We start from the raw sequence: 23,551 nt of genomic DNA on the forward strand, positions 1-23,551 counted from the left end.
GGGGAACGCCAGATACAACAAAGCCGGGATTAACCCGGCTTTGTTATGGAATAAGGCGGTGCCTAACTCGACGTTTCGCCCGGAGGTTGATATGAGCAATGCTAATATCAGATGTTGGACGGCAGGCACCTTGTTGTGCGTCATTCGAAGTTTATGTAGCACGTCCCGAAGGGGCTGACATAAGAAGGTGAATGAGCCACTGGTTAATATTATGCAGCATCTGTGCCAATATTCAAAACACTTTATTAACACAATGATAAGTATGAAAAATATTATTATTTTCACAAATAACAATTCTGGCTGTTTTTTGTTCTCTCTGTCGCCAATAAGCAACACTTGCAGCTATTAAAAACAAATCCCTATTAAATCAAATAATTAAACGTCTCTTTCTGACGACACCACAACCCTGTCCATGTCGGCATTTCCCGACACTTTACTTTTAGGTGCAAGCGCTGAGTTTATTGCCGGATGTCGGCGTGAACGCCTTATCCGGCCTACAACCGCATTTTCCCTGTAGACCTGATAAGCGTAGCGTCATCAGGCGGGTTCCATCCGGCAGACAAAAAAAAGCCCCTCGTGAAGAGGGGCTTGATGACTATTGCGCGAATTAACCGAGCTGTTTACGCGCGTTGCGGAAAATACGCATCCACGGGCTATCCTCGCCCCAGTTTTCCGGGTGCCAGGAGTTGCTCACGGTACGGAACACACGTTCCGGGTGCGGCATCATAATGGTGACGCGACCATTTTCAGTGGTCACTGCAGTAATACCGTTCGGCGAACCGTTCGGGTTAGCCGGATAGGTCTCGGTCACCTTACCAAAGTTATCAACATAGCGCAGCGCCACCAGACCTTTGCTCTCAAGCTGAGCCAGATGCGCACCGTCACGCACTTCCACACGACCTTCACCGTGAGAAACGGCAATCGGCATCATCGACCCCACCATATCGGCAAGCAGCAAAGACGGGCTTTGCGTCACTTCGACCAAGCTGAAGCGGGCTTCAAAGCGGTCAGAGTGGTTACGCACAAAGCGCGGCCACAGGTCACTTCCCGGGATCAGCTCACGCAGGTTAGACATCATCTGACAACCGTTACACACGCCGAGAGCCAGCGTTTGCGGGCGATGGAAGAAGGTTTCGAACTCATCACGGACGCGGTTGTTGAACAGAATCGACTTCGCCCAACCTTCCCCAGCGCCAAGCACATCGCCGTAAGAGAAACCGCCGCAGGCCACCAGCGCCTGGAAATTACCCAGGCCGATACGTCCGCCCAGCAGGTCGCTCATGTGCACATCGATGGCGTCGAAACCCGCACGGTGGAAGGCGGCTGCCATCTCAACGTGGGAGTTCACACCCTGCTCACGCAGTACGGCCACTTTGGGACGCGCACCGGTGGCGATGTACGGAGCGGCAACATCTTCGTTGATATCAAACGACAGTTTAACGTTGAGACCAGGGTCCGCATCGTTAGTTTTAGCGTCGTGTTCCTGATCGGCACATTCCGGGTTATCACGCAGACGCTGCATCTGCCAGGTGGTTTCCGCCCACCACATACGCAGGGTAGTACGGCTTTCGCTAAACACCGGCTGGTCGTTAGCGGTCAGGTTGAAGCGGTCGCCTTCAACGGCTTTACCGAGGAAGTGTACGCAGTCTGCCAGGCCGTGGGCAGCCAGAATCGCATCCACCGCCTCCCGTTCAGCAGCACGAACCTGAATCACCGCACCCAGTTCTTCGTTAAACAGCGCCGCCAGACGATCTTCACCCAGAGAGTGGATATCAGCGTCAATACCGCAGTGACCGGCGAAGGCCATTTCCGCCAGCGTAACCAGCAGACCGCCGTCAGAACGGTCATGATAGGCCAGCAGCTTACGCGCAGCGACCAGCGCCTGAATCGCATCGTAGAAGCCTTTCAGTTGCTCAACGTTACGCACGTCGGCAGGCTTATCACCCAGTTGACGGTAAACCTGCGCCAGCGACGTAGCGCCCAGCGCATTGTGACCAAGACCGAGGTCAATCAGCAGCAGGGCGTTGTCTTCAGTAGAGAGCTGCGGGGTAATGGTGTGGCGCACATCTTCCACGCGGGCAAAGGCGGTGATCACCAGCGACAGTGGCGAGGTCATTTCACGCTGCTCGTTACCTTCCTGCCAGCGGGTTTTCATCGACATAGAGTCTTTGCCCACTGGAATGGTCAGGCCGAGCGCCGGGCATAGCTCTTCCCCGACGGCTTTTACTGCTTCGTACAGGCCAGCATCTTCACCAGGGTGACCCGCAGCCGCCATCCAGTTTGCCGACAGCTTAATACGTTTGATGTCGCCAATCTGCGTTGCCGCAATGTTGGTCAGCGCTTCACCGACAGCCAGACGCGCAGAGGCAGAGAAGTCCAGTAGCGCAACCGGCGCGCGCTCGCCGATAGACATCGCTTCGCCGTAGTAGCTATCGAGGCTTGCGGTAGTGACCGCGCAGTTGGCGACCGGGATCTGCCATGGACCAACCATCTGGTCACGCGCAACCATACCGGTAACGGTACGGTCACCGATGGTCACGAGGAACGTTTTCTCCGCGACAGTCGGCAGATGCAGCACGCGGTTAACCGCATCTGCAATCGAGATTTCGTCACGATTCAGGGCATCGCCTTTGGCTTTCAGCGTCTGCACATCGCGGGTCATTTTCGGTGTTTTACCCAGCAGCACATCGAGCGGCATGTCGATCGGCTGGTTGTCGAAGTGGCTGTCGCTCAAGGTCAGATGCTGTTCTTCGGTAGCTTCACCAATCACCGCATACGGCGCGCGCTCGCGCTTACACAGTTCGTCAAACAGCGGCAATTGATCGGCAGCAACCGCCAGCACGTAGCGTTCCTGGGATTCGTTACACCAGATTTCCAGCGGACTCATACCCGGCTCGTCGCTGAGGATATCGCGCAGCTGGAACTTACCGCCGCGACCGCCATCGCTTACCAGCTCCGGCATAGCGTTAGACAGTCCACCCGCGCCAACGTCATGGATAAACAGAATCGGGTTCGCATCACCCATCTGCCAGCAACGGTCGATAACTTCCTGGCAACGACGTTCCATTTCCGGGTTGTCACGCTGTACGGAAGCGAAATCAAGATCGGCATCAGACTGGCCGGAAGCCATAGAGGAGGCTGCCCCGCCGCCAAGACCGATGTTCATCGCCGGGCCGCCGAGGACGATAAGCTTAGCGCCAACGACGATCTCGCCCTTCTGCACGTGATCGGCACGGATGTTACCGATCCCGCCTGCCAGCATGATCGGTTTATGGTAACCGCGCAGCTCTTCGCCGTTGTGGCTGTTGACCTTTTCTTCATAGGTACGGAAGTAGCCGGTCAGCGCCGGACGACCAAATTCGTTGTTAAACGCTGCGCCGCCCAGCGGACCTTCGGTCATGATATCAAGCGCGGTAACAATACGGTCCGGCTTACCGAAGTCTTCTTCCCACGGCTGTTCAAAGCCAGGAATACGCAGGTTGGAAACGGAGAAACCCACCAGCCCGGCTTTCGGTTTTGCACCGCGACCGGTTGCGCCTTCATCGCGGATTTCGCCGCCGGAGCCGGTTGCCGCACCCGGCCACGGAGAGATGGCCGTCGGGTGGTTGTGAGTTTCAACCTTCATCAGGATGTGGGCTGGTTCCTGATGGAAATCGTAGCGGCCGGTTTTGTGGTCGGCAAAATAGCGGCCCACTTCAGAGCCTTCCATTACCGCAGCGTTGTCTTTATAGGCAGACAGCACGTGGTCCGGCGTGGTTTCGAAGGTATTCTTGATCATCTTGAACAGCGACTTCGGCTGCTGTTTACCATCGATAACCCAGTCGGCGTTAAAAATCTTGTGGCGGCAGTGCTCAGAGTTGGCCTGCGCAAACATGTATAGTTCAATATCGTTCGGGTTACGTCCCAGTTTGGTGAACGCATCCTGCAGATAGTCAATTTCGTCTTCCGCCAGCGCCAGACCCAGACGCAGGTTAGCGTCGATCAGCGCCTGACGCCCCTCACCCAGTAGATCAACGCTGGAGACCGGCGCCGGTTGGTGATGGGCAAACAGTTTTTCGGCATCGTTCAGCGCAGAGAAAACCGTTTCCATCATGCGGTCGTGCAGTTCGTCGGCCACCATCTGCCATTGCTCAGCTGTCAGCGTAGAGGCTTCTACATACCAGGCAATGCCACGTTCCAGGCGGCTAATCTGGTGCAGACCGCAGTTGTGGGCAATATCAGTCGCTTTAGAAGACCACGGGGAGATGGTGCCAGGGCGAGGCGTAACCAGCAGCAGTTTGCCTTCCGGGGCGTGGCTTTGCAGAGCAGGACCATATTTCAGCAGGCGTGCAAGCTGCGCGTGCTCATCTTCATTTAACGGTGCATTCAGATCGGCAAAATGGACGTACTCGGCGTAAATGTTGTGGACCTGGAGGTTGGCAGCCTGAAAACGTGCCAGCAGTTTGTTAATACGGAATGCAGACAGTGCAGGTGAACCACGCAGAATTTCCATCATAAGTCTCTCGTCTTCTAAGCTTTCGGTGTGCCCAAGTGGGGGAAACGGGCGTCATTATAAAGAATCTACCGCGCCGACGAAACCGTTTGCGTCGAAATAAAATCACGACCGTCACTTATCATCAAATGCGGTCAGATTTCTGAATAAGTTGCCAACTGACGCAAGTTTAAGCAAAATGCCGTTCATTAATGACGACTTCACTTCTTAATCAACACCACAGCAGACAGAGACAACGTACGGTTCAGAGAATTAACTAATTGAAAAAATTAAAGATTAATTATCTGTTCATCGGCATATTGACGCTGTTGTTGGCAGCGGCCCTTTGGCCATCTATCCCCTGGTTCGGTAAAGCCGAAAATCGTATCGCCGCCATTCAGTCGCGGGGAGAGCTGCGCGTCAGTACCCTTGATTCGCCATTAACTTACGCGACCCTCAACGGCAAAAAATTCGGTCTGGATTATGAACTGGCCCAGGAATTTGCCGACTACTTAGGCGTAAAGTTAAAAGTTACCGTACGCCAGAACATCAGCCAGCTTTTTGACGACCTGGATAACGGCAATGCCGACCTGTTAGCCGCAGGCCTGGTCTATAACAGCGAGCGGGTTAAAAATTACCAGCCCGGCCCGACCTATTATTCGGTTTCACAACAGCTGGTGTACCGGGTTGGGCAATACCGTCCGCGCACGCTTGCCACGGTGAACGAAAACCAGCTGACTATCGCCCCGGGGCACGTGGTAGTTAACGACCTCCAGCAGCTAAAAGAGAAAAAATTTCCCGATCTGAGCTGGAAAGTCGATGACAAAAAGGGCACCACCGAACTGCTTGATGATGTAATCGCCGGAAAGCTGGATTACACCATAGCCGATTCTGTCGCCATCAGCTTATATCAACGCGTGCATCCTGAGCTGGCCGTAGCGCTCGACGTCTCTGACGAACAACCGGTGACCTGGTTTAGTCGGCTGGACGATGACAACACGCTATCTGCCGCCCTACTGGATTTCTTCAACACCATGAATGAAGACGGTTCTCTGGCACGGCTGGAAGAGAAATATCTCGGGCATGGCGATGATTTTGACTATGTCGATACCCGCTCCTTTTTGCGCGCCGTAGACAGCGTGTTGCCGGACCTCAAGCCGCTGTTTGAGAAATATGCGCAAGAGATAGACTGGCGACTGCTGGCCGCTATCTCATATCAGGAGTCACACTGGGATGCGCAGGCCACCTCTCCAACCGGCGTACGCGGGCTGATGATGCTGACCAAAAATACCGCTCAGAGTCTTGGGCTGACCGACCGTACCGATGCCGAACAAAGCATCAGCGGCGGCGCGCGATATTTGCAGGACATGATGAGCAAAGTACCAGATACCGTCCCCGAAGGAGAACGCATCTGGTTTGCGCTTGCAGCCTACAATATGGGTTATGCGCACATGCTGGACGCACGGGCGCTGACGGTGAAAACCAAAGGCAATCCGAACAGTTGGTCCGACGTAAAACAGCGACTACCGCTGCTTAGCCAAAAGCCGTATTACAATAAGTTGACCTATGGTTATGCGCGTGGCCACGAAGCCTACGCCTATGTGGAAAACATCCGTAAATACCAGATTAGCCTGGTGGGATATCTGCAAGAGAAAGAAAAACAGGCGCTAGAAACGCAGCAACTGGCGCAGGATTACCCGGCGGTGACGCCCGCAGAGCTAATAGGTAAAGATGAATTCCCGCTTTCGGCGTTTCTGTCTCAGACGTCGTCAAACTACCTGTCGCACTCGCCTTCCCTGCTGTTTTCACCGCAGAAAAAAGAGGGAAAGTAGTCCTGGTAGCCTGATAAGCGCAGCACCACCAGGCTGAGAGTTACTGATTAGCGGATTTTTTCAGGGCCTTAATTTCCTGCCGGCGCATGCGGAAGAAATCACTGAGCAGCGTGGCGCATTCATCCCGCAGTACCCCTTCGGTCACTTCAACCCGATGATTCATTCCAGGGTGATGCAGCACATCCATTAATGACCCTGCAGCCCCGGTTTTCGCATCGCGCGCGCCAAAAACGACCCGACCGATACGGCTGTGCACCATCGCGCCAGCGCACATCACGCACGGTTCCAGAGTGACGTACAGCGTGGCATCTAACAGGCGGTAGTTTTGCAGCACCAGGCCGCCCTGACGCAGCGCCATAATCTCAGCATGAGCAGTCGGATCATGATGACCTATCGGGCGGTTCCAGCCTTCGCCAATCACTCGGTTGTTATGTACCAATACCGCACCCACCGGGACTTCACGCTCATCCCAGGCGCGCTTAGCCAGCGTTAAAGCATGACGCATCCAGTATTCGTGGCTAAATTCAACATCTGACAAAGGGGTAACTCCAGTAATCAAAGCGGGCGCATTATACACGTCATACTTCAAATTGCATGTGCGTTGGCTATTCGAGTTGCTGAAGCTCTCCGCGCGGCGTGACGCGCCAGCGATGCTGGCAAAAAGAGAGCAGCGGATTGTCCTGATTACTGTCACTATAGCCACTGTAAAGCTGTAGCGGCGCGCCAATGTGGCGTTCCAGTTGTGTCACTTTCTCATGGCCCAGACAGCGCAGAGTCAGTACCCAGCCGCCGTATCCCCGCGCCATTTTGCTGGCAATCAGATTAACTCGCGGTAGCCATGGAGTATCAAAGTAAACCTGCTCGACCAGTGACTGTGGAGAGCCGGTAATAAGCCAGATATCAGCGTCAGAGCTTAACAGGTAGGTTGTCAGCCGCTGCTGCACGAGCGGAAACGCTGTCACGTTACTGCGAAACCAGCGCACAAAGTCGGCCTGATGCGCTTTCAGACACGCCTCGCTGCGGCCAAAAGTGCATCCCCATAACAGCAGGCTCATTGGCCAGCGGGCGGCACGTCCTTTTATCAGCAACGCCAGCGCAATCACCGGTAACAGAGGCAGCACAAGCAACGCGTTCAGCGGCTGGCGACGCAGCAGATAACGAATAAAACTACCGAACATATCCTGCTGGTGTAACGTGCCATCCAAATCAAAAAAGACAACGCGGCGCTGGTGATTGGTCAAACCTTATTCCTCTGGATCAGTGAATCCCAATAGCCAGGTAAACAAGAACCCGGCGAAAACTGCTACCAGATAGCCTAACAGATAGAACATCACTTTTCCGGCAACAATCGTCAGTGCCAGCGGTAATCCGGAGATGCCAAAGGTGATGACCGTCGCCACCTTCCAGTAGCTAATCAGCGCCCCACCTACCGCGCCGCCAAGACAGGCACCGATAAACGGCTTACCCAACGGCAGCGTTACGCCAAAAATCAGCGGCTCGCCAATCCCCAGCAGTCCGACCGGTAGCGCCCCTTTGATCACTTTCTTTAGCCGCGCATTGCGGGTTTTCATCAAAACCGCAATCGCAGCACCTATTTGCCCAACGCCCGCCATCGCCAGGATCGGAAAGAGCGCGTTATAACCGTGCGCCTGGACCAGTTCAACATGGATGGGCACCAATCCCTGATGAAGCCCGGTAAGTACCAACGGCAGGAAGGTTCCCGCCAGCACGGCACCGACCAGAAAACCGCCGCGATCGATAGCCCAGGATGCGCCGTGAGCGATAGATTCAGAAATCCATCCGCCAAGCGGTTGCAGCGCCACAATCGCGATTACGCCGGTAATGATGGTGGTCAGCAGCGGGTTAAGGATAAGCTCCAGTGATTCTGGCAACAGCGTGCGGAATTTACGTTCGATCCAGCACATCAGCGCAACCACCAGCAATACCGCGATCACCCCACCGCGCCCCGGCTGCAACGCTTCGCCAAACAGGGTAATTTGCGCCAGCTGAGGGCTGGAGAGGATCCCCGCCATCACCCCGCCCATTGCCAGGGAACCACCGAAAACTTTGGCGGTATTCACCCCGACCAGAATATTCATAATGGCAAATACGGCGCTGCCAAATATGCCCATCAACCCCAGCATATTTGGATAGTGGGTCGCAAAATCCCCCACGATATCCGGGCGCTTAAGGATGTTAATAATGCCGGTAATCAAACCGGAGGCGATAAACGCCGGAATAAGAGGGATAAAGACGTTCGCCAGCTTACGCAGCGCATCGCTCATCGGCGCTTTGTACTTCGCTTTGGCCTCTGACTTGGTGCGCTCAATATCATTGGCACCTGCTCGCTCGCCGCCATCGGCAATCAGGGAACGCATGGCATCCACCACTTTGGCTGCTTTACCGGGACCGACAATAATCTGGTGCTGTGCGCCCTGCTTCACGTAGCCGCTAACGCCGGGCAGTTGCCTGAGGCGGGGAATATCGATCTGCCCGTCATCCTGAACTTCCACCCTGACACGGGTCATACAGTTTTCCAGACGCAGAATATTGTTCTCTCCGCCAACGCCCAGCAGGATGTCGCTGGCCAGCAACGCCGTCTTATCCATATACACCTCTTAGTGTTCTAACGCCGCGCGTAAAAAACCCTGGTGAGCGGCAAGTTTTTCGCGGGCGGCAGCAGCATCCAGGCCGGTGAGCGCCATTAATATAGCCGGCTTAACATCATAATCCGTCTGCTTCAGCAGCGTTTCAGCTTGAGCACGCGCAATGCCGGTGGCTTCAACCACCATACGGCACGCCCGATCGACCAGTTTGACGTTGGTTGCCTGCATATCCACCATCAGGTTCTGGTACACCTTGCCAAATTTCACCATCGCGCCGGTGGAGATCATATTGAGCACCAGCTTTTGCGCGGTGCCGGATTTCAGTCGTGTTGACCCGGTCAGCGCCTCTGGCCCCACCACCGGAGAAATGGCAATGTCCGCTTCATGCGCGATAGGGGAATCCGGATTGCATGAAATAGCCGCCGTCGTACAGCCCACCGAACGCGCATATTTCAACCCACCAATGACATACGGCGTACGACCAGAAGCAGCCAGCCCCACCACCAGATCCTGTGCGGTAAGATTAAGCGTACGCAGATCGTCTTCACCTAGCTGCGGGTTATCTTCTACGCCTTCTACGGCCTTAAGCAGCGCACCCGGTCCCCCGGCAATCAGCCCAACCACCAGACCGTGCGGAACGCCGAAGGTTGGCGGGCATTCAGACGCGTCCAGCACCCCAAGACGCCCACTGGTACCTGCTCCCATGTAAATAATGCGTCCACCGGCTTTTAGCGCATCAGCTGCCGCATCAACCGCGCGCGCAACTTCAGGAAGAGTTGCTTTTACTGCTTCAGCTACCAGCGTATCCTGTTGATTAAAACGATGAACCAACTCCAGAGTGGAGAGCGCATCCAGATCCATGGTCTGAGGATTGCGGGTTTCTGAAACTAACGCACCGAGATTCATTTTTTGTTCCTTAGGAATTTTTAATTCATAATAATCTGTCATAATGGAATATTATATTCACTAAGGCGAGTGATATTTTGTTTTGTAATCGCCATCACATTTTCGCCAGGAGAAAGCATGAACTGTTTAATTCGCATTCGTCAGCGTTATCCGGATCTCGCGCAAAGCGATAAAAAGCTTGCGGATTATCTTCTTGCTCAACCGGATGCTGCGCGTCACCTCAGTTCACAACAGCTGGCCTTTGAAGCGGGCGTCAGCCAGTCCAGCGTGGTGAAATTCGCGCAAAAGATGGGCTTTAAAGGATTCCCGGCACTCAAACTGGCGATTAGCGAAGCATTGGCCAGCAATCCCAATCCCCATTCCATTCCGGTACATAATCAGATTCGCGGTGACGACCCGATGCGAATGGTAGGCGAGAAACTGATTAAAGAGAACGTGGCGGCGATGCATGCGACACTGGACGTCAACAGCGAAGAGAAACTGATGGAGAGCGTCACGATGCTGCGTTCAGCCCGCCGCATTATCGTGACCGGGATTGGCGCATCGGGTCTGGTGGCACAGAATTTTGCCTGGAAGCTGCTGAAGATTGGTTTTAACGCGGTGGTGGAACGCGATATGCACGCCCTACTGGCGACGGTGCAGGCGCTTTCGCCTAACGATCTACTGCTGGCCATTTCGTATACCGGAGAGCGTCGAGAGCTCAACCTGGCTGCGGATGAAACGTTGCGCACCGGCGCGAAAATCCTCGCCATCACCGGATTCACACCGAACGCCCTGCAGCAACGGGCAAGTCATTGTCTGTACACCATTGCCGAGGAGCAGGCCACGCGCAGCGCAGCGATTTCCTCCACCCATGCGCAAATGATGCTCACTGATTTACTGTTTATGGCGCTGGTGCAGCAGGATCTGGAGCATGCCCCGGAACGTATTCGCCACAGTGAGGCCCTGGTAAAAAAACTGGTCTGAGCAAAGAATGCGCGTATAATGCCCGCCCGATTTGTGATGTTTTGAGAGTTTCCTGATGGCCCTGTTAATCACTAAAAAGTGTATCAATTGCGATATGTGCGAGCCCGAATGCCCGAATGAGGCGATTTCGATGGGTGATAGCATTTACGAGATTAACAGCGATAAGTGTACGGAATGCGTAGGCCATTACGACACGCCAACCTGCCAGAAGGTGTGCCCTATTCCCAATACTATTTTGAAAGATCCGGCGCATGTCGAAACAGAAGAGCAGCTGTGGGATAAGTTTGTGCTGATGCACCACGCCGATAAACTTTAGCCGCGTCGCCATCTGGCGATGAAGCTCCTACCCTGCCCCTGCAACAAACGCATAACCCGTAGGCCGGATAAGACGCTACGCGTCGCCATCCGGCAACGTCCTGAATCTAACTTTCGATAATCACCGTGGCGCAGGCGTAGTGACGCTCATCGGCCAGCGTCACATGCATGTGCGCAACGCCGAGTTTTTCCGCCAGTTTTAACGCCTCTCCCCATAATCGCAGACGCGGCTTACCGAGTTCATCATTAAAGACTTCAAACTGATTAAACGCCAGCCCATTGCGAATACCCGTGCCAAAGGCTTTTGCTGCCGCCTCTTTGACTGCAAAACGCTTCGCCAGAAAACGCACCGGCTGCTGATGCGTTTCCCAGATTGCCCATTCGTTGTCGCTGAGCACACGTCTTGCCAGGCGGTCGCCGGAACGGGAGATCACCGCTTCGATGCGGGCAATCTCCACGATATCCGTACCTAATCCCAGAATCGCCATTAGCCACGCGCTTCCAGCATCAGGCGCTTCATTTCGACTACGGCCTCTTTCAGGCCGCTCATCACCGCACGTCCGATAATGGCATGGCCAATATTCAGCTCGTGCATTTCCGGGATCCGCGCGATAGCTTTAACGTTGTGATACGTCAGACCGTGACCCGCATTCACCTTCAGGCCAAGGCTTGCAGCAAAAGTCGCCGCTTTGGCGATACGCGCCAGTTCGCTGGCCTGTTCTGCGTCGGTTTTCGCATCGGCGTAACAGCCGGTGTGAATTTCAATAAACGGTGCGCCAACTTCCGCAGCGGCCTTAATCTGCTCTTCATCGGCATCGATAAACAGCGAAACCAGAATGCCTGCGTCCGCCAGACGTTTGCAGGCATCGCGCATCTTGTCACGCTGGCCGGCGACGTCCAGCCCACCTTCAGTGGTAACTTCCTGACGTTTTTCCGGCACCAGGCAGCAAAAATGCGGCTTAGTCTCAACGGCAATCGACAGCATCTCTTCGGTGACGGCCATTTCCAGATTCATGCGCGTATCCAGCGTCTGGCGCAAAATACGTACGTCACGGTCGGTGATATGACGACGGTCTTCACGCAGGTGTACGGTAATACCGTCCGCGCCCGCCTGTTCAACGATAAACGCTGCCTGAACCGGGTCCGGATATGCGGTACCGCGTGCATTACGTAAAGTGGCAATGTGGTCAATGTTGACGCCTAATAGTAATTCGGCCATGACAATCCTCGTTTTTTATTTTCGCTTCGGCATAAACTGCCGGAATAATTCGCGGCTCTTTAAGGGCTTACCACCAAGATACGGCTTTAACGCCATGCGGGTAAAGCGTTTCGCGGCGCGAAGCGTATCAGCATCCGGAAATTCCCGCGATTCGAGTGCTTTCAGATGGCGTCCGGTAAAGGTGGCGTTATCAATCACTACGCTGGCGATAAACCCTTTTTCTTCCCGGTAGCGATAGGTCATGGTGTCGTCTACCGGCTCGCCGCTGCCTGCACAGTGGGTAAAATCGACGCCATACCCCAGATGACCAAGTAAGGCCAGCTCAAAGCGACGCAACGCAGGTTCTGGCGAACCCGTGGCGCCAGCCAGCGCCTGAATACAGTTCAGGTAATCGAAAAAGAGTGCAGAAAAGCGGGTTTCGTATTCGAGTACGCGCGAGATAAGCTCGTTAATATACAAGCCGCTGTACAGCGTGATTCCGCTAAGGGGGAGTGCCAGAGAAACGGCTTCGGCGCTGCGCAAGGTTTTGACCTCGCCACGTCCACCAAAGCGAAGCAACAACGGGGTAAAAGGCTGGAGTGCGCCTTTAAGATTGGAGCGTTTGGAACGTGCGCCTTTAGCCACCAGGCGCACGCGACCCGACTCTTCCGTGAAGACATCCAGCACGAGACTGGTTTCGCTCCAGGGGCGACTATGCAGGACAAAAGCGCGTTGCCATCCTTCCATATACTCGCCGTGTTTCAGAAGATGTGTTTAGACGTCGTCGCCGTAACCGAGGCTACGCAGCGCGCGTTCGTCATCGGCCCAGCCGGATTTCACTTTCACCCACAGTTCGAGGTGAACGGGCGCTTCGAACATCTCCTGCATGTCTTTACGCGCTTCGATGCCGATGGTTTTAATCTTGGCCCCTTTGTTGCCAATAACCATCTTCTTCTGCCCTTCACGTTCGACGAGGATCAGGCCGTTAATGTCGTAGCCGCCGCGTTCGTTAGAGATAAAACGCTCAATCTCCACGGTAACGGAGTACGGCAGTTCAGCACCCAGAAAACGCATCAGCTTTTCACGGATGATTTCAGAGGCCATAAAGCGCTGAGAACGGTCGGTGATGTAATCTTCCGGGAAGTGATGAATAGCTTCCGGCAAATGCTTACGCACGATGCCCGCAACGGTATCGACATTCAAGCCGGTTTCGGCAGAAATCGGTACGATATCAAGGAAGTTCATCTGGCTTGCCAGGAACTGCAGGTGCGGCAGCAGATCGGCTTTTTCCTGAACGTTGTCGACTTTGTTGACGGCCAGAATAACCGGGGCTTTGCCATCACGCAGCTTGTTGAGCACCATTTCGTCGTCCGGCGTCCAGCGGGTGCCTTCGACAACGAAAATAACCAGTTCAACATCACCGATCGAGCTGCTCGCCGCTTTGTTCATCAGGCGGTTAATAGCCCGTTTTTCTTCCATATGCAGACCCGGGGTATCAACATAAATCGCCTGATACGCGCCTTCGGTATGGATGCCAACAATACGGTGACGTGTTGTCTGAGCCTTACGTGAGGTAATAGAAATCTTCTGCCCAAGCAGATTATTCAACAGGGTGGATTTGCCGACGTTCGGGCGACCGACGATAGCAATAAATCCGCAGTAGGTTTTCTCTTCGCTCATTCCAGCTCCAGTTTTTTCAACGCCTGTTCGGCGGCAGCCTGCTCAGCCTTACGACGGCTCGAACCTGTGCCAACCACCGGTTCACTCAGGCCGCTGACCTGGCAGTGGATAGTAAATTCTTGATCGTGCGCTTCACCACGGACCTGCACCACCAAATAAGACGGCAGAGGCAGGTGGCGACCCTGCAAATATTCCTGCAGGCGCGTTTTCGGATCTTTTTGTTTGTCGCCTGGGCTAATTTCATCCAGACGAGTTTGATACCAGTTAAGGATCAATTGCTCAACGGTTTGAATATCGCTGTCGAGGAAGACGCCGCCGATCAAAGCTTCAACGGTATCCGCCAGGATTGATTCACGACGGAAGCCGCCGCTTTTCAGCTCACCAGGCCCCAAACGTAAACATTCACCGAGGTCAAACTCACGGGCTAATTCTGCCAGCGTATTGCCGCGAACCAGCGTCGCGCGCATGCGACTCATATCACCTTCATCCACACGCGGGAAACGGTGATACAGCGCATTAGCGATAACAAAGCTCAAAATAGAGTCGCCTAAAAATTCTAAACGCTCGTTATGTTTGCTGCTGGCGCTCCGGTGAGTTAATGCCTGCTGCAACAGCTCCTGATGATTAAAAGTGTAGCCCAGCTTCCGTTGAAGCCGATTAATTACGATGGGGTTCATGCGATACCAATAAATGAATGCGTCAACAATTCAGCACACGAAACAGACCTGATATACGCACTTCGCTGAGCCATCCGGCTTCGCCTGCATGCTTTTGTATACAAACCAACGCTGTTTCGTGTGCCGTGGCAACCTGTCGGTGCCAACCTAAAACTTCGGGGGAATATTCTATACACAACGACAAGGGATGTCGTTAGTCTGCGGGAATTTATCCGAGAAATAATTCACGCTGCCGCCGTAATGACGACAACGTGAACAATTATCGGTGATTAGTGAATGCCACCAATACGGCTTAAACGCACACCGGTCGGCCATTCACCTTCTTGCTTATCGAAACTCATCCAGATAGCGGTCGCTTTACCAACCAGATTCGCTTCCGGTACAAATCCCCAGTAACGGCTGTCCGCGCTGTTATCACGGTTATCACCCATCATGAAGTAGTGTCCCGGCGGAACGATCCAGGTTGCCAACGGCTGACCAGGTTGACGGTAATACATCCCCACCTGATCCTGCGCAATCGGCACGGTCAGAATGCGGTGCGTAACCTCACCCAGCGTTTCTTTACGCTCAGAAAGGCGAATACCGTTCTCTTTCGTTTCGTTCAGCGGAACTTCAAAGAAGCCGCTGGTCGCTTCACCGCCGTTACGACGAGCAAAGGTCTGTACAAAATCACTTGGCTGAACATCAGAGTACGTTACCGGCAACGCGTTTTCACACGCCTGACCGGAACGGCATCCTGGCTGAATAGTCACCTCTTTCGCCACTGGATCGTACGTTACTTTGTCTCCCGGTAAACCGACAGCACGTTTAATGTAGTCCAGACGCGGGTCTTCCGGGTATTTAAACACCACAATATCACCGCGTTTCGGATGACCGGTTTCGATCAACGTTTTCTGGTAAATCGGATCTTTAATCCCGTAGGCGAATTTCTCCACCAGGATAAAGTCACCGATAAGCAGCGTCGGCATCATCGAACCTGACGGGATCTGGAATGGTTCATAGATAAATGAACGCACCACCAGCACAATCGCCAGTACCGGGAAAACGGACGCCCCGGTTTCCAGCCAGCCTGGCTTAGGTGCCACTTTTTTCAGCGTAGCTTTATCCAGTGAATCACCTGCAGCAGCTTGCGCTGCTGCCTGACGCTCCCGGCGCTTTGGCGCGAAGATGAATTTATCTACGCACCATAAAATGCCCGTCACCAGTGTGGCAATCACCAGAATCAGGGCAAACATGTTCGCCATGCCAACTCCTTAAGATTATTTGCTGTCTTTACCGACATGCAGAATGGCGAGGAACGCTTCCTGCGGCAGTTCGACGTTACCGATCTGCTTCATGCGCTTTTTACCCTCTTTCTGTTTTTGCAGCAGCTTTTTCTTACGGCTGATATCGCCACCGTAGCATTTCGCCAGAACGTTTTTACGCAGCTGCTTAACCGTTGAACGCGCGATGATGTGCGTACCAATGGCCGCCTGGATCGCGATATCAAACTGCTGGCGAGGGATCAGATCTTTCATCTTCTCAACCAGTTCACGGCCACGGCTCTGGGAGTTGTCGCGGTGGGTAATCAGCGCCAGCGCATCGACACGTTCGTTGTTGATAAGGACATCAACACGCACCATGTCAGACGCCTGGAAGCGTTTGAAGTTATAGTCCAGCGACGCGTAGCCGCGAGAGGTCGACTTCAGACGGTCAAAGAAATCGAGTACGACTTCCGCCATCGGAATCTCATACGTCAGCGCCACCTGGTTACCGTGGTAAACCATATTAGTCTGGACGCCACGCTTCTCGATACACAGGGTGATGACATTGCCAAGGTAAGCCTGCGGCAGCAGCATGTGACACTCAGCGATCGGCTCACGCAGTTCGTAGATGTTGTTCAGCGGCGGCAGCTTGGACGGGCTATCGACGTAGATAGTCTCTTTCGCCGTGGTTTCAACTTCGTAGACTACGGTCGGTGCGGTGGTGATCAGATCCAGATCGTATTCACGCTCCAGACGTTCCTGAATGATCTCCATGTGCAGCAGACCAAGGAAGCCACAACGGAAGCCGAAGCCTAGCGCGGTAGAGCTTTCCGGCTCGTAGAACAGGGAGGCGTCGTTCAGGCTCAGCTTGCCAAGCGCGTCACGGAAGTTTTCATAGTCGTCAGAGCTCACCGGGAACAGACCAGCGTAAACCTGCGGCTTCACTTTTTTAAAGCCTGGCAGCGGTTTGTCTGCCGGGTTACGCGCCTGCGTCAGGGTATCACCAACCGGTGCGCCGAGGATGTCTTTAATCGCACAAACCAACCAACCTACCTCGCCGCATTTCAGCTCGGTACGGTCAACTTGTTTTGGCGTGAAGATACCCAGGCGGTCGGCGTTATAGACCTGACCGGTGCTCATCACTTTAATTTTGTCGCCTTTACGCATGGTGCCGTTTTTAATACGCACCAGTGACACCACGCCAAGGTAGTTATCGAACCAGGAGTCGATAATCAGCGCCTGTAAGGGGCCTTCCGGATCGCCTTCCGGCGGCGGAATGTCGCGTACCAGACGTTCAAGAACGTCAGTGACGCCAACGCCGGTTTTCGCCGAGCAGCGAACGGCATCCGTCGCATCAATACCGACGATATCTTCGATCTCTTCCGCTACGCGTTCAGGATCGGCGGCTGGCAGGTCAATTTTGTTCAGTACCGGTACTACTTCCAGATCCATTTCCATGGCGGTATAGCAGTTAGCCAGGGTCTGCGCTTCAACGCCCTGTCCGGCATCAACCACCAGCAATGCGCCTTCACAGGCAGCAAGCGAGCGGGAAACTTCATACGAGAAGTCAACGTGGCCCGGGGTGTCGATAAAGTTAAGCTGATAGGTTTCACCATCAGATGCTTTGAAATCGAGCGTCACGCTCTGCGCTTTGATAGTAATACCGCGCTCACGCTCAAGATCCATCGAGTCGAGAACCTGCGCTTCCATTTCACGGTCAGACAGGCCACCGCAGATCTGGATAATACGGTCAGACAGCGTCGATTTACCGTGGTCGATGTGAGCTATGATTGAAAAGTTACGTATGTTCTTCATATAGTGTAATTATTGTGCCTTACGCCCGCCGGAGCAGGCTCTGAGAAGTCGCTGATCTGAGCTTAACGTCTGTTTAAGTGAAACGCCGCATTCTACACTACAACGCTGAGGCGAGGAAACGTTCATAGAGCAAGGATAGCGGGAACTGGAAACAACCTTGCAAAGTCGGTGAAACTTTTGCCGGATGGCGTCATAAACGCCTTATCCGGCCTACGCTTGCATCTGAGCACGCTGTAGACCTGATAAGCGCAACGCCATCAGGCAAAGATATCACTGCTGGGTTTCGACGCGAATAAGATCGGGTGGGAGAGCAACGTTCAGAATGACCGGCTGCCAGGCTTCGCGTTCAGCAAGCTTACGAGAGTATCCACGAGCAATCAGGAATCCGCCCACGCCCCCCAGCACTGCGCCGCTTAATGCGGCAAGATCGGAACTAAACAGCACCTGGAACAGCGCAGCGAAAAGAAACAGTCCTGCCAACGGAGACATGTAGACCAGCATCGCCGATCCCAGCAGGCTACCTTCGGCAATGCCCAGTTCAACTTTTTGACCAGGGGTCAAGGGTTCGTCGCAGGGCACCACGATGGTGTGTGTGGTCTGTGGCCCCAGTTTGTTCAGCACGCGGCTCCCGCATCCGGCCCGGGAAGCACAGCTGCTACATGATGCTTTAACATCGCAGCTGACCGTCGCCAGACCATTTTGCCAGGAGACGACCGTCGCCCACTCTTTAATCATTGTGCTGCCCTGAACTTGATATTGTCCGCGATACGCTTCGCCGTTTGCGGTGGAAGCTCGCCCACAATCGTAATCTCCGCGTTATCACGCACGCTGGTGCTGACCGTTCTGCGGCCAGTACGCAGCAGTTGATCGGCACTGTTCTGCGTCGCACGGTTTACGTTCACGGAGAAACTAAACAGGCCATCAGAATAAAGGCGTGATTCAATCGGCATGTTATCCATCGTCGGCAGCGGACGTCGACTGCTTGAGACCTCACTGAAACCTTGTGGCAACCACGACGGACTCCAGTTGAAGTTGGTTTTCTCGCCCGCAGGAACAGACAGCAACGGTGGTAAATTCGCTTTTGCTAACGTCTGCATGCTGTCGCTAACACCGTTATTCACGGTAAAGGAGATTACACGGAACTGTTCCAGCGTTTCGCCATCACGATCGAGGAGATCGACACGCATCGGCAGTTTGGTCTCCGTGTCCATCCAAACGATATAGCTGTAACGGGTGCCGTCACGCGCCACAACGCGGATCACTTCACAGAGCCGATCGGCAATACGGGTGCGGCCTACTGAGATAAAATCATAGTAGGGAGCAAGGCGTTTGAAATCGGTGTAAATCAGGGATGGCAGAGAGTCAACGATATAATCGCCGTTCAGCGTGAACGGTTCGAGGCCAGGCTCAAAATAGCTAATTTCGTTGCCGCGTTGCACCACTTCCCGGCGCGGTCCATCCATTTGTAATAGTTGCGCGAGTGGACGGTTATCCTGGCGGGCATGACGATAACGTAGGGATTCAACACCCTGCTTATTGATGCTGACAAATGACAGCTCATAGGTTAGCGACTGGCTGGCCAGATTCATCTGCTGCAACAACGCCCCGGACGCAGGATTGGCCGAGGCGTTTACAGAGAAGAACAGGCTACCAGCCACAAGTGACATGGCAAACCAAAGTTGCTTCATTACTGCGATTGCGTTCCTAAAGTTTGAATTCCTGGCACCTGAACAGCGGCTTGCTGTGTTTGCGCCTGCTCAAACTGAAGCTGTTCAGAGTGCAGTCGACGTTGCAATTCGTAATCCTGCAACATGGCATTAATACGACGACGCTGCTCCTGTACCTGCTGTTGTTGACCGCCGCTGGCCGTCGCGTCAGAAGGTACACCCAAGCTAACCGGACTGGCTTTACCCATCATCGGTAATGTATTAAACACCGGCGTTTCGGGCTGCTGGGACGTTTCAGATTGCCCATTATAGTGCTGGACGCCAACGATAACTGCAAGTGATACGCACGCGGCCACACCCATTTGGGTAAGCTGCGCGGCCCACGGACGCATTTTCTTCCAGAATGGCATTTTCTGCCACTGGTGCGGTGCTGGCTGGGCCTCAGGAATCAATGGCGCCGTCTGACGTACTGGCTCATCCTGGATGGCGGCCATTACGCGGGCGGAAATATCGAAATGGAGAACGTCGGCGGTATCACCTCGCATGGAATCGCGAATCAGGTGATAACTCTCCCAGGTTTTTTGCATTTCCGGGTCGTGAGTTAGCTCTTTGAGTAACTCAGTATCCAGCGTTTCGCCATCCATTAAAGCGGAAAGTTTCTCTTTCTGCATGCCTAATACCTTTTCCAGTATCCCGCTATCGTCAACGCCTGATAAGCGGTTGAACTTTATTATCAATAGCTTCCCTCGCTCGGAAGATACGTGAACGCACCGTACCTACCGGACAATCCATGATAGCGGCTATCTCTTCATAGCTCAGGCCATCCAGCTCCCGCAAGGTTATTGCCATGCGTAAATCTTCCGGGAGGGACTCAATAGTTCGGAAAACTATCTGTCTCAGCTCTTCTGACAACATTAAGTTCTCAGGGTTCGAAATTTCTTTCAGCGCACCGCCACTTTCGTAATTTTCTGCTTCAATCGCATCAATGTCACTGGAAGGTGGACGACGCCCCTGAGCGACCAGGTAATTCTTCGCTGTATTGACTGCAATACGATACAGCCAGGTATAAAAAGCACTATCTCCCCGGAACGAGTCCAGCGCACGATAGGCTTTGATAAATGCTTCTTGTACTACATCGGGTACATCACCCGACGGTACATAGCGAGAAACCAGACTCGCCACCTTATGCTGATAGCGCACTACCAGTAGGTTAAAGGCTTTCTGATCTCCCTTCTGGACCCGTTCTACCAGGACCTGGTCCGTTAACTGCTCGCTCATCCGAGGTAAAGTCTCCCCAAACCAAATTTCCACGCGCTTTCGAAACGCCACTCCATCAGCTTCACTATGAGCAAGCAAATGCTTAGAGTGCTCAAGTTTCGTAAAGTTCCGTTACGCATTGTTTTTTGTTTGTCATGTTGTAGACAGGTCTTATCTCTCATTATAAGTCTACATAACCCGATCAACGCACTATCTGTACAGAAATGCCCATTTCACCGCTTGCAGAGTAACCCAACGGGCACTTTATTTCATCACATAATCTGATGCTAACGGCCTGCTTCACAAAATATTTTTGCCTATTTCGTCCTCGTCATGCTTTTCTTTCATGTTTAGTCATTGCAACACATTTAAAAATAAAACGTGCAGTATCGCGCAATGTGGTGCTATGGTGACCAAACACTGTTTAGTAAATTAAACAAATATCATGAATACGACTCCTGAATTATCCTGTGACGTGCTGATCATTGGCAGCGGGGCTGCCGGACTCTCACTGGCGCTGCGCCTGGCTGAAAAACATCAGGTTATTGTCCTGAGCAAAGGGCCGGTCAGCGAAGGCTCGACATTTTATGCCCAGGGGGGTATTGCCGCGGTTTTCGATGAAACCGACAGTATCGACTCCCACGTTGAAGATACGCTGATTGCCGGGGCCGGGCTGTGCGATCGCCATGCGGTTGAATTTGTCGCCAGCAATGCCCGCACCTGCGTTCAATGGCTTATCGATCAGGGCGTCTTATTCGATACACAGGTTCAGCCTAACGGCGAAGAGAGCTATCACCTGACCCGTGAAGGCGGTCACAGCCATCGACGCATCCTGCACGCTGCGGATGCTACCGGCAAAGAAGTCGAAACCACCCTCGTCAGCCAGGCACAAAATCACCCCAATATCCGGGTTCTTGAGCGTAGCAACGCCGTCGACCTGATTGTCTCCGATAAAATCGGTCTGCCGGGAACGCGTCGGGTTGTCGGCGCATGGATCTGGAATCGTAATAAAGAAGCCGTCGAAACCTGCCATGCGAAGTCGGTAGTGTTGGCCACCGGCGGCGCATCAAAGGTGTATCAATACACTACCAATCCGGATATTTCCTCGGGTGACGGGATTGCAATGGCCTGGCGCGCAGGATGCCGCGTCGCCAACCTGGAGTTTAACCAGTTTCACCCGACTGCGCTGTATCATCCGCAGGCACGCAATTTTCTGCTGACCGAAGCGCTGCGCGGCGAAGGCGCGCACCTGAAGCGCCCGGACGGTTCACGCTTTATGCCCGATTTTGACGAACGTGGCGAACTGGCTCCCCGCGATATTGTCGCCCGCGCCATTGATCATGAAATGAAGCGCCTTGGTGCAGATTGCATGTTCCTCGATATCAGCCATAAGCCGGAAGAATTTGTTCGTCAGCATTTCCCGATGATTTATGAAAAGTTGCTGGGACTGGGCATTGATTTAACCAAAGAGCCGGTTCCCATCGTGCCTGCCGCGCACTATACCTGCGGCGGTGTGATGGTGGATGACTTTGGCCGTACCGATGTCGACGGGCTGTATGCGATCGGCGAAGTGAGTTACACCGGCCTGCATGGCGCCAACCGGATGGCATCGAACTCATTGCTGGAGTGTCTGGTTTATGGCTGGTCCGCGGCTGAAGATATCGACAGGCGCATGCCTTATGCTCGCGGCGTTAGCACGCTCCCGGGCTGGGATGAAAGCCGGGTAGAAAATCCGGATGAGTTGGTTGTTATCCAGCATAACTGGCATGAGCTGCGGCTGTTTATGTGGGATTACGTCGGTATTGTGCGTACGACCAAGCGCCTGGAGCGCGCTCTGCGCCGTATCACCATGCTGCAACAGGAAATCGACGAGTATTACGCCCATTTCCGCGTGTCGAACAATTTGCTGGAACTGCGTAACCTGGTGCAAGTTGCGGAGCTGATTGTCCGCTGCGCAATGATGCGCAAAGAGAGTCGGGGCCTGCACTACACGCTGGATTACCCAGAACAGCTTCCTGAGTCGGGCCCGTCTATTCTCTCACCGCTAAGTCATCACATAAACAGGTAAAACGCCTGGGTCAGCGCCGTATAACCTTCAGAGTAACGTTGGTCTGGCCCACGAATCACCAGCCTGTCGCTAAAGCACTCCCCGGCCTGCGGGGAGAATGCCAGCAACACCCGATGCGGTAGCCGGGCTTCCGTTTCTGCTACATCCGTACGTAATCGCAGATGCCAGCCCATACTTAATGCCTGCTGGGTAAACGCGTTCCCAATCTGTTCCGGCAGCACTACACAAAAAAATCCTTCTTCCGTAATGCTGTCCGCCGCCAGCGTAAGCAACGCCTGGTGATCGAGCGAGGTGGTATAACGCGCCTGCTCACGCTGCGGTGTAGCGCATTCCACGCCCTGTTCATAATAGGGAGGATTGCTGATTATCAAATCAAAACGCACGGTCTGACGCGGTATCCACTGTTGCGCATCTTCTGTATGAACACTCACGCGATGCATCCACGGAGATTGCGCGATGTTCTCCTGCGCCTGCTGCGCGGCGTCGACATCAAGCTCCACGGCGTCAATGATGACGTTTTCATCAGTGCGCTGGGCCAGCATCAGCGCCAACAGGCCGCTCCCGGTACCAATATCCAGGATCCTTTTTACGCCCGCAACGGGGGCCCAGGCTCCCAATAAAATGCCGTCTGTTCCGACTTTCATTGCACAGCGATCGTGTGCCACAAAAAACTGCTTAAAAGTAAATCCATTACGTCTCAGTACGGATGTAGACTGGGGCATGAAGAACAACCTTCCTGGAAAAAAAACGATAACATAGGATAAAAACAATACCTGAGAAGGTATATCCATACAAACAGATGAAGATTGCAGCCGTAACGTCTATAATCAGCGCCCCACTCAGAGGTAG

22 protein-coding genes are annotated in these 23,551 nt (G+C 53.7%); 4 read left to right on the forward strand and 18 right to left on the reverse strand.

The genetic code is table 11. The features are described 5' to 3' along the window. Nucleotides 1-607: 607 nt before the first annotated feature. Nucleotides 608-4,495, reverse strand: coding sequence for a phosphoribosylformylglycinamidine synthase (purL, locus tag OGY06_RS11215; protein WP_286605322.1), 3,888 nt, complete (start codon nt 4,493-4,495; stop codon nt 608-610). Nucleotides 4,496-4,752: 257 nt separating this feature from the next. Between purL and mltF the strand changes: the two genes are divergently transcribed. Continuing rightward, nucleotides 4,753-6,303, forward strand: a complete 1,551-nt coding sequence (gene mltF / locus OGY06_RS11220; protein ID WP_003835310.1) for a membrane-bound lytic murein transglycosylase MltF — start codon at nt 4,753-4,755, stop codon at nt 6,301-6,303. Between the two features lie 40 nt (nt 6,304-6,343). Here the strand turns inward: mltF and tadA are convergent, their stop codons facing one another. From tadA to murQ, 4 genes are read right to left on the reverse strand one after another with little or no spacing between them, the layout of a single operon-like run. Then, nucleotides 6,344-6,880 carry a tRNA adenosine(34) deaminase TadA gene (gene tadA / locus OGY06_RS11225; protein WP_071845284.1) on the reverse strand — a complete coding sequence of 179 codons (537 nt, stop codon included), beginning with the start codon at nt 6,878-6,880 and terminating at the stop codon, nt 6,344-6,346. 28 nt (nt 6,881-6,908) lie between these two features. Continuing rightward, nucleotides 6,909-7,544, reverse strand: a complete 636-nt coding sequence (gene yfhb, locus OGY06_RS11230; protein WP_003835313.1) for a phosphatidylglycerophosphatase C — start codon at nt 7,542-7,544, stop codon at nt 6,909-6,911. Between the two features lie 3 nt (nt 7,545-7,547). Further along, nucleotides 7,548-8,912: a PTS transporter subunit EIIC gene (locus tag OGY06_RS11235; protein WP_003835315.1), complete on the reverse strand. Its 1,365-nt coding sequence runs from the start codon at nt 8,910-8,912 to the stop codon at nt 7,548-7,550. Nucleotides 8,913-8,921: 9 nt separating this feature from the next. Further along, nucleotides 8,922-9,815 (reverse strand): N-acetylmuramic acid 6-phosphate etherase, encoded by an 894-nt coding sequence (gene murQ / locus OGY06_RS11240; RefSeq protein WP_286605325.1) that lies wholly within the window; start codon nt 9,813-9,815, stop codon nt 8,922-8,924. Between the two features lie 117 nt (nt 9,816-9,932). On the opposite strand from murQ, the gene OGY06_RS11245 reads away from it, so the two are divergent. Further along, nucleotides 9,933-10,781, forward strand: coding sequence for a MurR/RpiR family transcriptional regulator (locus tag OGY06_RS11245; protein ID WP_003835318.1), 849 nt, complete (start codon nt 9,933-9,935; stop codon nt 10,779-10,781). Between the two features lie 55 nt (nt 10,782-10,836). Then, nucleotides 10,837-11,097 carry a YfhL family 4Fe-4S dicluster ferredoxin gene (locus OGY06_RS11250; RefSeq protein ID WP_003037590.1) on the forward strand — a complete coding sequence of 87 codons (261 nt, stop codon included), beginning with the start codon at nt 10,837-10,839 and terminating at the stop codon, nt 11,095-11,097. Nucleotides 11,098-11,203: 106 nt separating this feature from the next. Here OGY06_RS11250 and acpS read toward each other — a convergent pair whose 3' ends face one another. The 12 genes from acpS to rseD all read right to left on the reverse strand — a co-directional run bounded on the left by acpS (nt 11,204) and on the right by rseD (nt 20,816). Further along, a complete protein-coding gene (gene acpS / locus OGY06_RS11255) occupies nt 11,204-11,584 on the reverse strand; it encodes a holo-ACP synthase (RefSeq protein WP_003037588.1) in 381 nt (126 codons plus the stop codon). Beyond that, the gene (pdxJ, locus tag OGY06_RS11260; protein WP_003835325.1) at nt 11,584-12,315 is read right to left on the reverse strand and encodes a pyridoxine 5'-phosphate synthase; all 732 of its coding nucleotides are present in this window, start codon (nt 12,313-12,315) and stop codon (nt 11,584-11,586) included. The genes acpS and pdxJ overlap by 1 nt, the downstream gene beginning before the upstream one ends. Before the next feature lie 15 nt (nt 12,316-12,330). Next, entirely contained in the window at nt 12,331-13,041 is a 711-nt protein-coding gene (gene recO, locus OGY06_RS11265) for a DNA repair protein RecO (protein ID WP_008785495.1), read from the reverse strand. 27 nt (nt 13,042-13,068) lie between these two features. Beyond that, complete coding sequence (gene era / locus OGY06_RS11270) at nt 13,069-13,974, reverse strand: GTPase Era (RefSeq protein ID WP_003037581.1); 906 nt, start codon at nt 13,972-13,974, stop codon at nt 13,069-13,071. After that, nucleotides 13,971-14,651, reverse strand: coding sequence for a ribonuclease III (gene rnc, locus OGY06_RS11275; RefSeq protein ID WP_003037579.1), 681 nt, complete (start codon nt 14,649-14,651; stop codon nt 13,971-13,973). Before rnc ends, era begins: the two co-directional genes overlap by 4 nt. Before the next feature lie 269 nt (nt 14,652-14,920). Then, nucleotides 14,921-15,895 carry a signal peptidase I gene (gene lepB, locus OGY06_RS11280; protein ID WP_003835329.1) on the reverse strand — a complete coding sequence of 325 codons (975 nt, stop codon included), beginning with the start codon at nt 15,893-15,895 and terminating at the stop codon, nt 14,921-14,923. A gap of 15 nt (nt 15,896-15,910) precedes the next feature. Then, nucleotides 15,911-17,710 (reverse strand): translation elongation factor 4, encoded by a 1,800-nt coding sequence (gene lepA, locus OGY06_RS11285; RefSeq protein WP_003037577.1) that lies wholly within the window; start codon nt 17,708-17,710, stop codon nt 15,911-15,913. Nucleotides 17,711-17,980: 270 nt separating this feature from the next. Then, nucleotides 17,981-18,445 (reverse strand): SoxR-reducing system protein RseC, encoded by a 465-nt coding sequence (gene rseC, locus OGY06_RS11290; RefSeq protein WP_286605328.1) that lies wholly within the window; start codon nt 18,443-18,445, stop codon nt 17,981-17,983. Then, a complete protein-coding gene (gene rseB, locus OGY06_RS11295) occupies nt 18,442-19,398 on the reverse strand; it encodes a sigma-E factor regulatory protein RseB (protein ID WP_003835334.1) in 957 nt (318 codons plus the stop codon). The genes rseC and rseB overlap by 4 nt, the downstream gene beginning before the upstream one ends. Continuing rightward, entirely contained in the window at nt 19,398-20,048 is a 651-nt protein-coding gene (gene rseA, locus OGY06_RS11300; RefSeq protein WP_008785497.1) for an anti-sigma-E factor RseA, read from the reverse strand. Before rseA ends, rseB begins: the two co-directional genes overlap by 1 nt. Before the next feature lie 31 nt (nt 20,049-20,079). Beyond that, on the reverse strand, nt 20,080-20,655 hold the full coding sequence (gene rpoE / locus OGY06_RS11305; protein ID WP_003037573.1) for an RNA polymerase sigma factor RpoE: 576 nt from the start codon (nt 20,653-20,655) through the stop codon (nt 20,080-20,082). Beyond that, nucleotides 20,652-20,816, reverse strand: coding sequence for a rpoE leader peptide RseD (gene rseD, locus OGY06_RS11310; protein WP_122973798.1), 165 nt, complete (start codon nt 20,814-20,816; stop codon nt 20,652-20,654). The genes rpoE and rseD overlap by 4 nt, the downstream gene beginning before the upstream one ends. A 263-nt stretch (nt 20,817-21,079) precedes the next feature. On the opposite strand from rseD, the gene nadB reads away from it, so the two are divergent. Further along, the gene (nadB, locus tag OGY06_RS11315; protein ID WP_063941920.1) at nt 21,080-22,702 is read left to right on the forward strand and encodes an L-aspartate oxidase; all 1,623 of its coding nucleotides are present in this window, start codon (nt 21,080-21,082) and stop codon (nt 22,700-22,702) included. Here the strand turns inward: nadB and trmN are convergent. Then, the gene (gene trmN / locus OGY06_RS11320) at nt 22,687-23,424 is read right to left on the reverse strand and encodes a tRNA(1)(Val) (adenine(37)-N(6))-methyltransferase TrmN (RefSeq protein WP_003835339.1); all 738 of its coding nucleotides are present in this window, start codon (nt 23,422-23,424) and stop codon (nt 22,687-22,689) included. The genes nadB and trmN overlap by 16 nt on opposite strands. Between the last annotated feature and the right edge of the window lie 127 nt (nt 23,425-23,551).

The organism is Citrobacter sp. Cpo147 (genome assembly GCF_030332405.1).
Taxonomy (GTDB): Bacteria; Pseudomonadota; Gammaproteobacteria; order Enterobacterales; family Enterobacteriaceae; genus Citrobacter; species Citrobacter portucalensis.

Coding starts and splice junctions, on each gene's coding strand:
- rseA (WP_008785497.1), bottom strand. CDS start 20,048: ATGCAGAAAGAGAAACTTTCCGCTTTAATGGATGGCGAAACGCTGGAT.
- lepA (WP_003037577.1), bottom strand. CDS start 17,710: ATGAAGAACATACGTAACTTTTCAATCATAGCTCACATCGACCACGGT.
- murQ (WP_286605325.1), bottom strand. CDS start 9,815: ATGAATCTCGGTGCGTTAGTTTCAGAAACCCGCAATCCTCAGACCATG.
- rnc (WP_003037579.1), bottom strand. CDS start 14,651: ATGAACCCCATCGTAATTAATCGGCTTCAACGGAAGCTGGGCTACACT.
- lepB (WP_003835329.1), bottom strand. CDS start 15,895: ATGGCGAACATGTTTGCCCTGATTCTGGTGATTGCCACACTGGTGACG.
- acpS (WP_003037588.1), bottom strand. CDS start 11,584: ATGGCGATTCTGGGATTAGGTACGGATATCGTGGAGATTGCCCGCATC.
- rseB (WP_003835334.1), bottom strand. CDS start 19,398: ATGAAGCAACTTTGGTTTGCCATGTCACTTGTGGCTGGTAGCCTGTTC.
- OGY06_RS11250 (WP_003037590.1), top strand. CDS start 10,837: ATGGCCCTGTTAATCACTAAAAAGTGTATCAATTGCGATATGTGCGAG.
- OGY06_RS11235 (WP_003835315.1), bottom strand. CDS start 8,912: ATGGATAAGACGGCGTTGCTGGCCAGCGACATCCTGCTGGGCGTTGGC.
- purL (WP_286605322.1), bottom strand. CDS start 4,495: ATGATGGAAATTCTGCGTGGTTCACCTGCACTGTCTGCATTCCGTATT.
- trmN (WP_003835339.1), bottom strand. CDS start 23,424: ATGCCCCAGTCTACATCCGTACTGAGACGTAATGGATTTACTTTTAAG.
- rseC (WP_286605328.1), bottom strand. CDS start 18,445: ATGATTAAAGAGTGGGCGACGGTCGTCTCCTGGCAAAATGGTCTGGCG.
- OGY06_RS11245 (WP_003835318.1), top strand. CDS start 9,933: ATGAACTGTTTAATTCGCATTCGTCAGCGTTATCCGGATCTCGCGCAA.
- pdxJ (WP_003835325.1), bottom strand. CDS start 12,315: ATGGCCGAATTACTATTAGGCGTCAACATTGACCACATTGCCACTTTA.
- rpoE (WP_003037573.1), bottom strand. CDS start 20,655: ATGAGCGAGCAGTTAACGGACCAGGTCCTGGTAGAACGGGTCCAGAAG.
- rseD (WP_122973798.1), bottom strand. CDS start 20,816: ATGAGAGATAAGACCTGTCTACAACATGACAAACAAAAAACAATGCGT.
- recO (WP_008785495.1), bottom strand. CDS start 13,041: ATGGAAGGATGGCAACGCGCTTTTGTCCTGCATAGTCGCCCCTGGAGC.
- era (WP_003037581.1), bottom strand. CDS start 13,974: ATGAGCGAAGAGAAAACCTACTGCGGATTTATTGCTATCGTCGGTCGC.
- nadB (WP_063941920.1), top strand. CDS start 21,080: ATGAATACGACTCCTGAATTATCCTGTGACGTGCTGATCATTGGCAGC.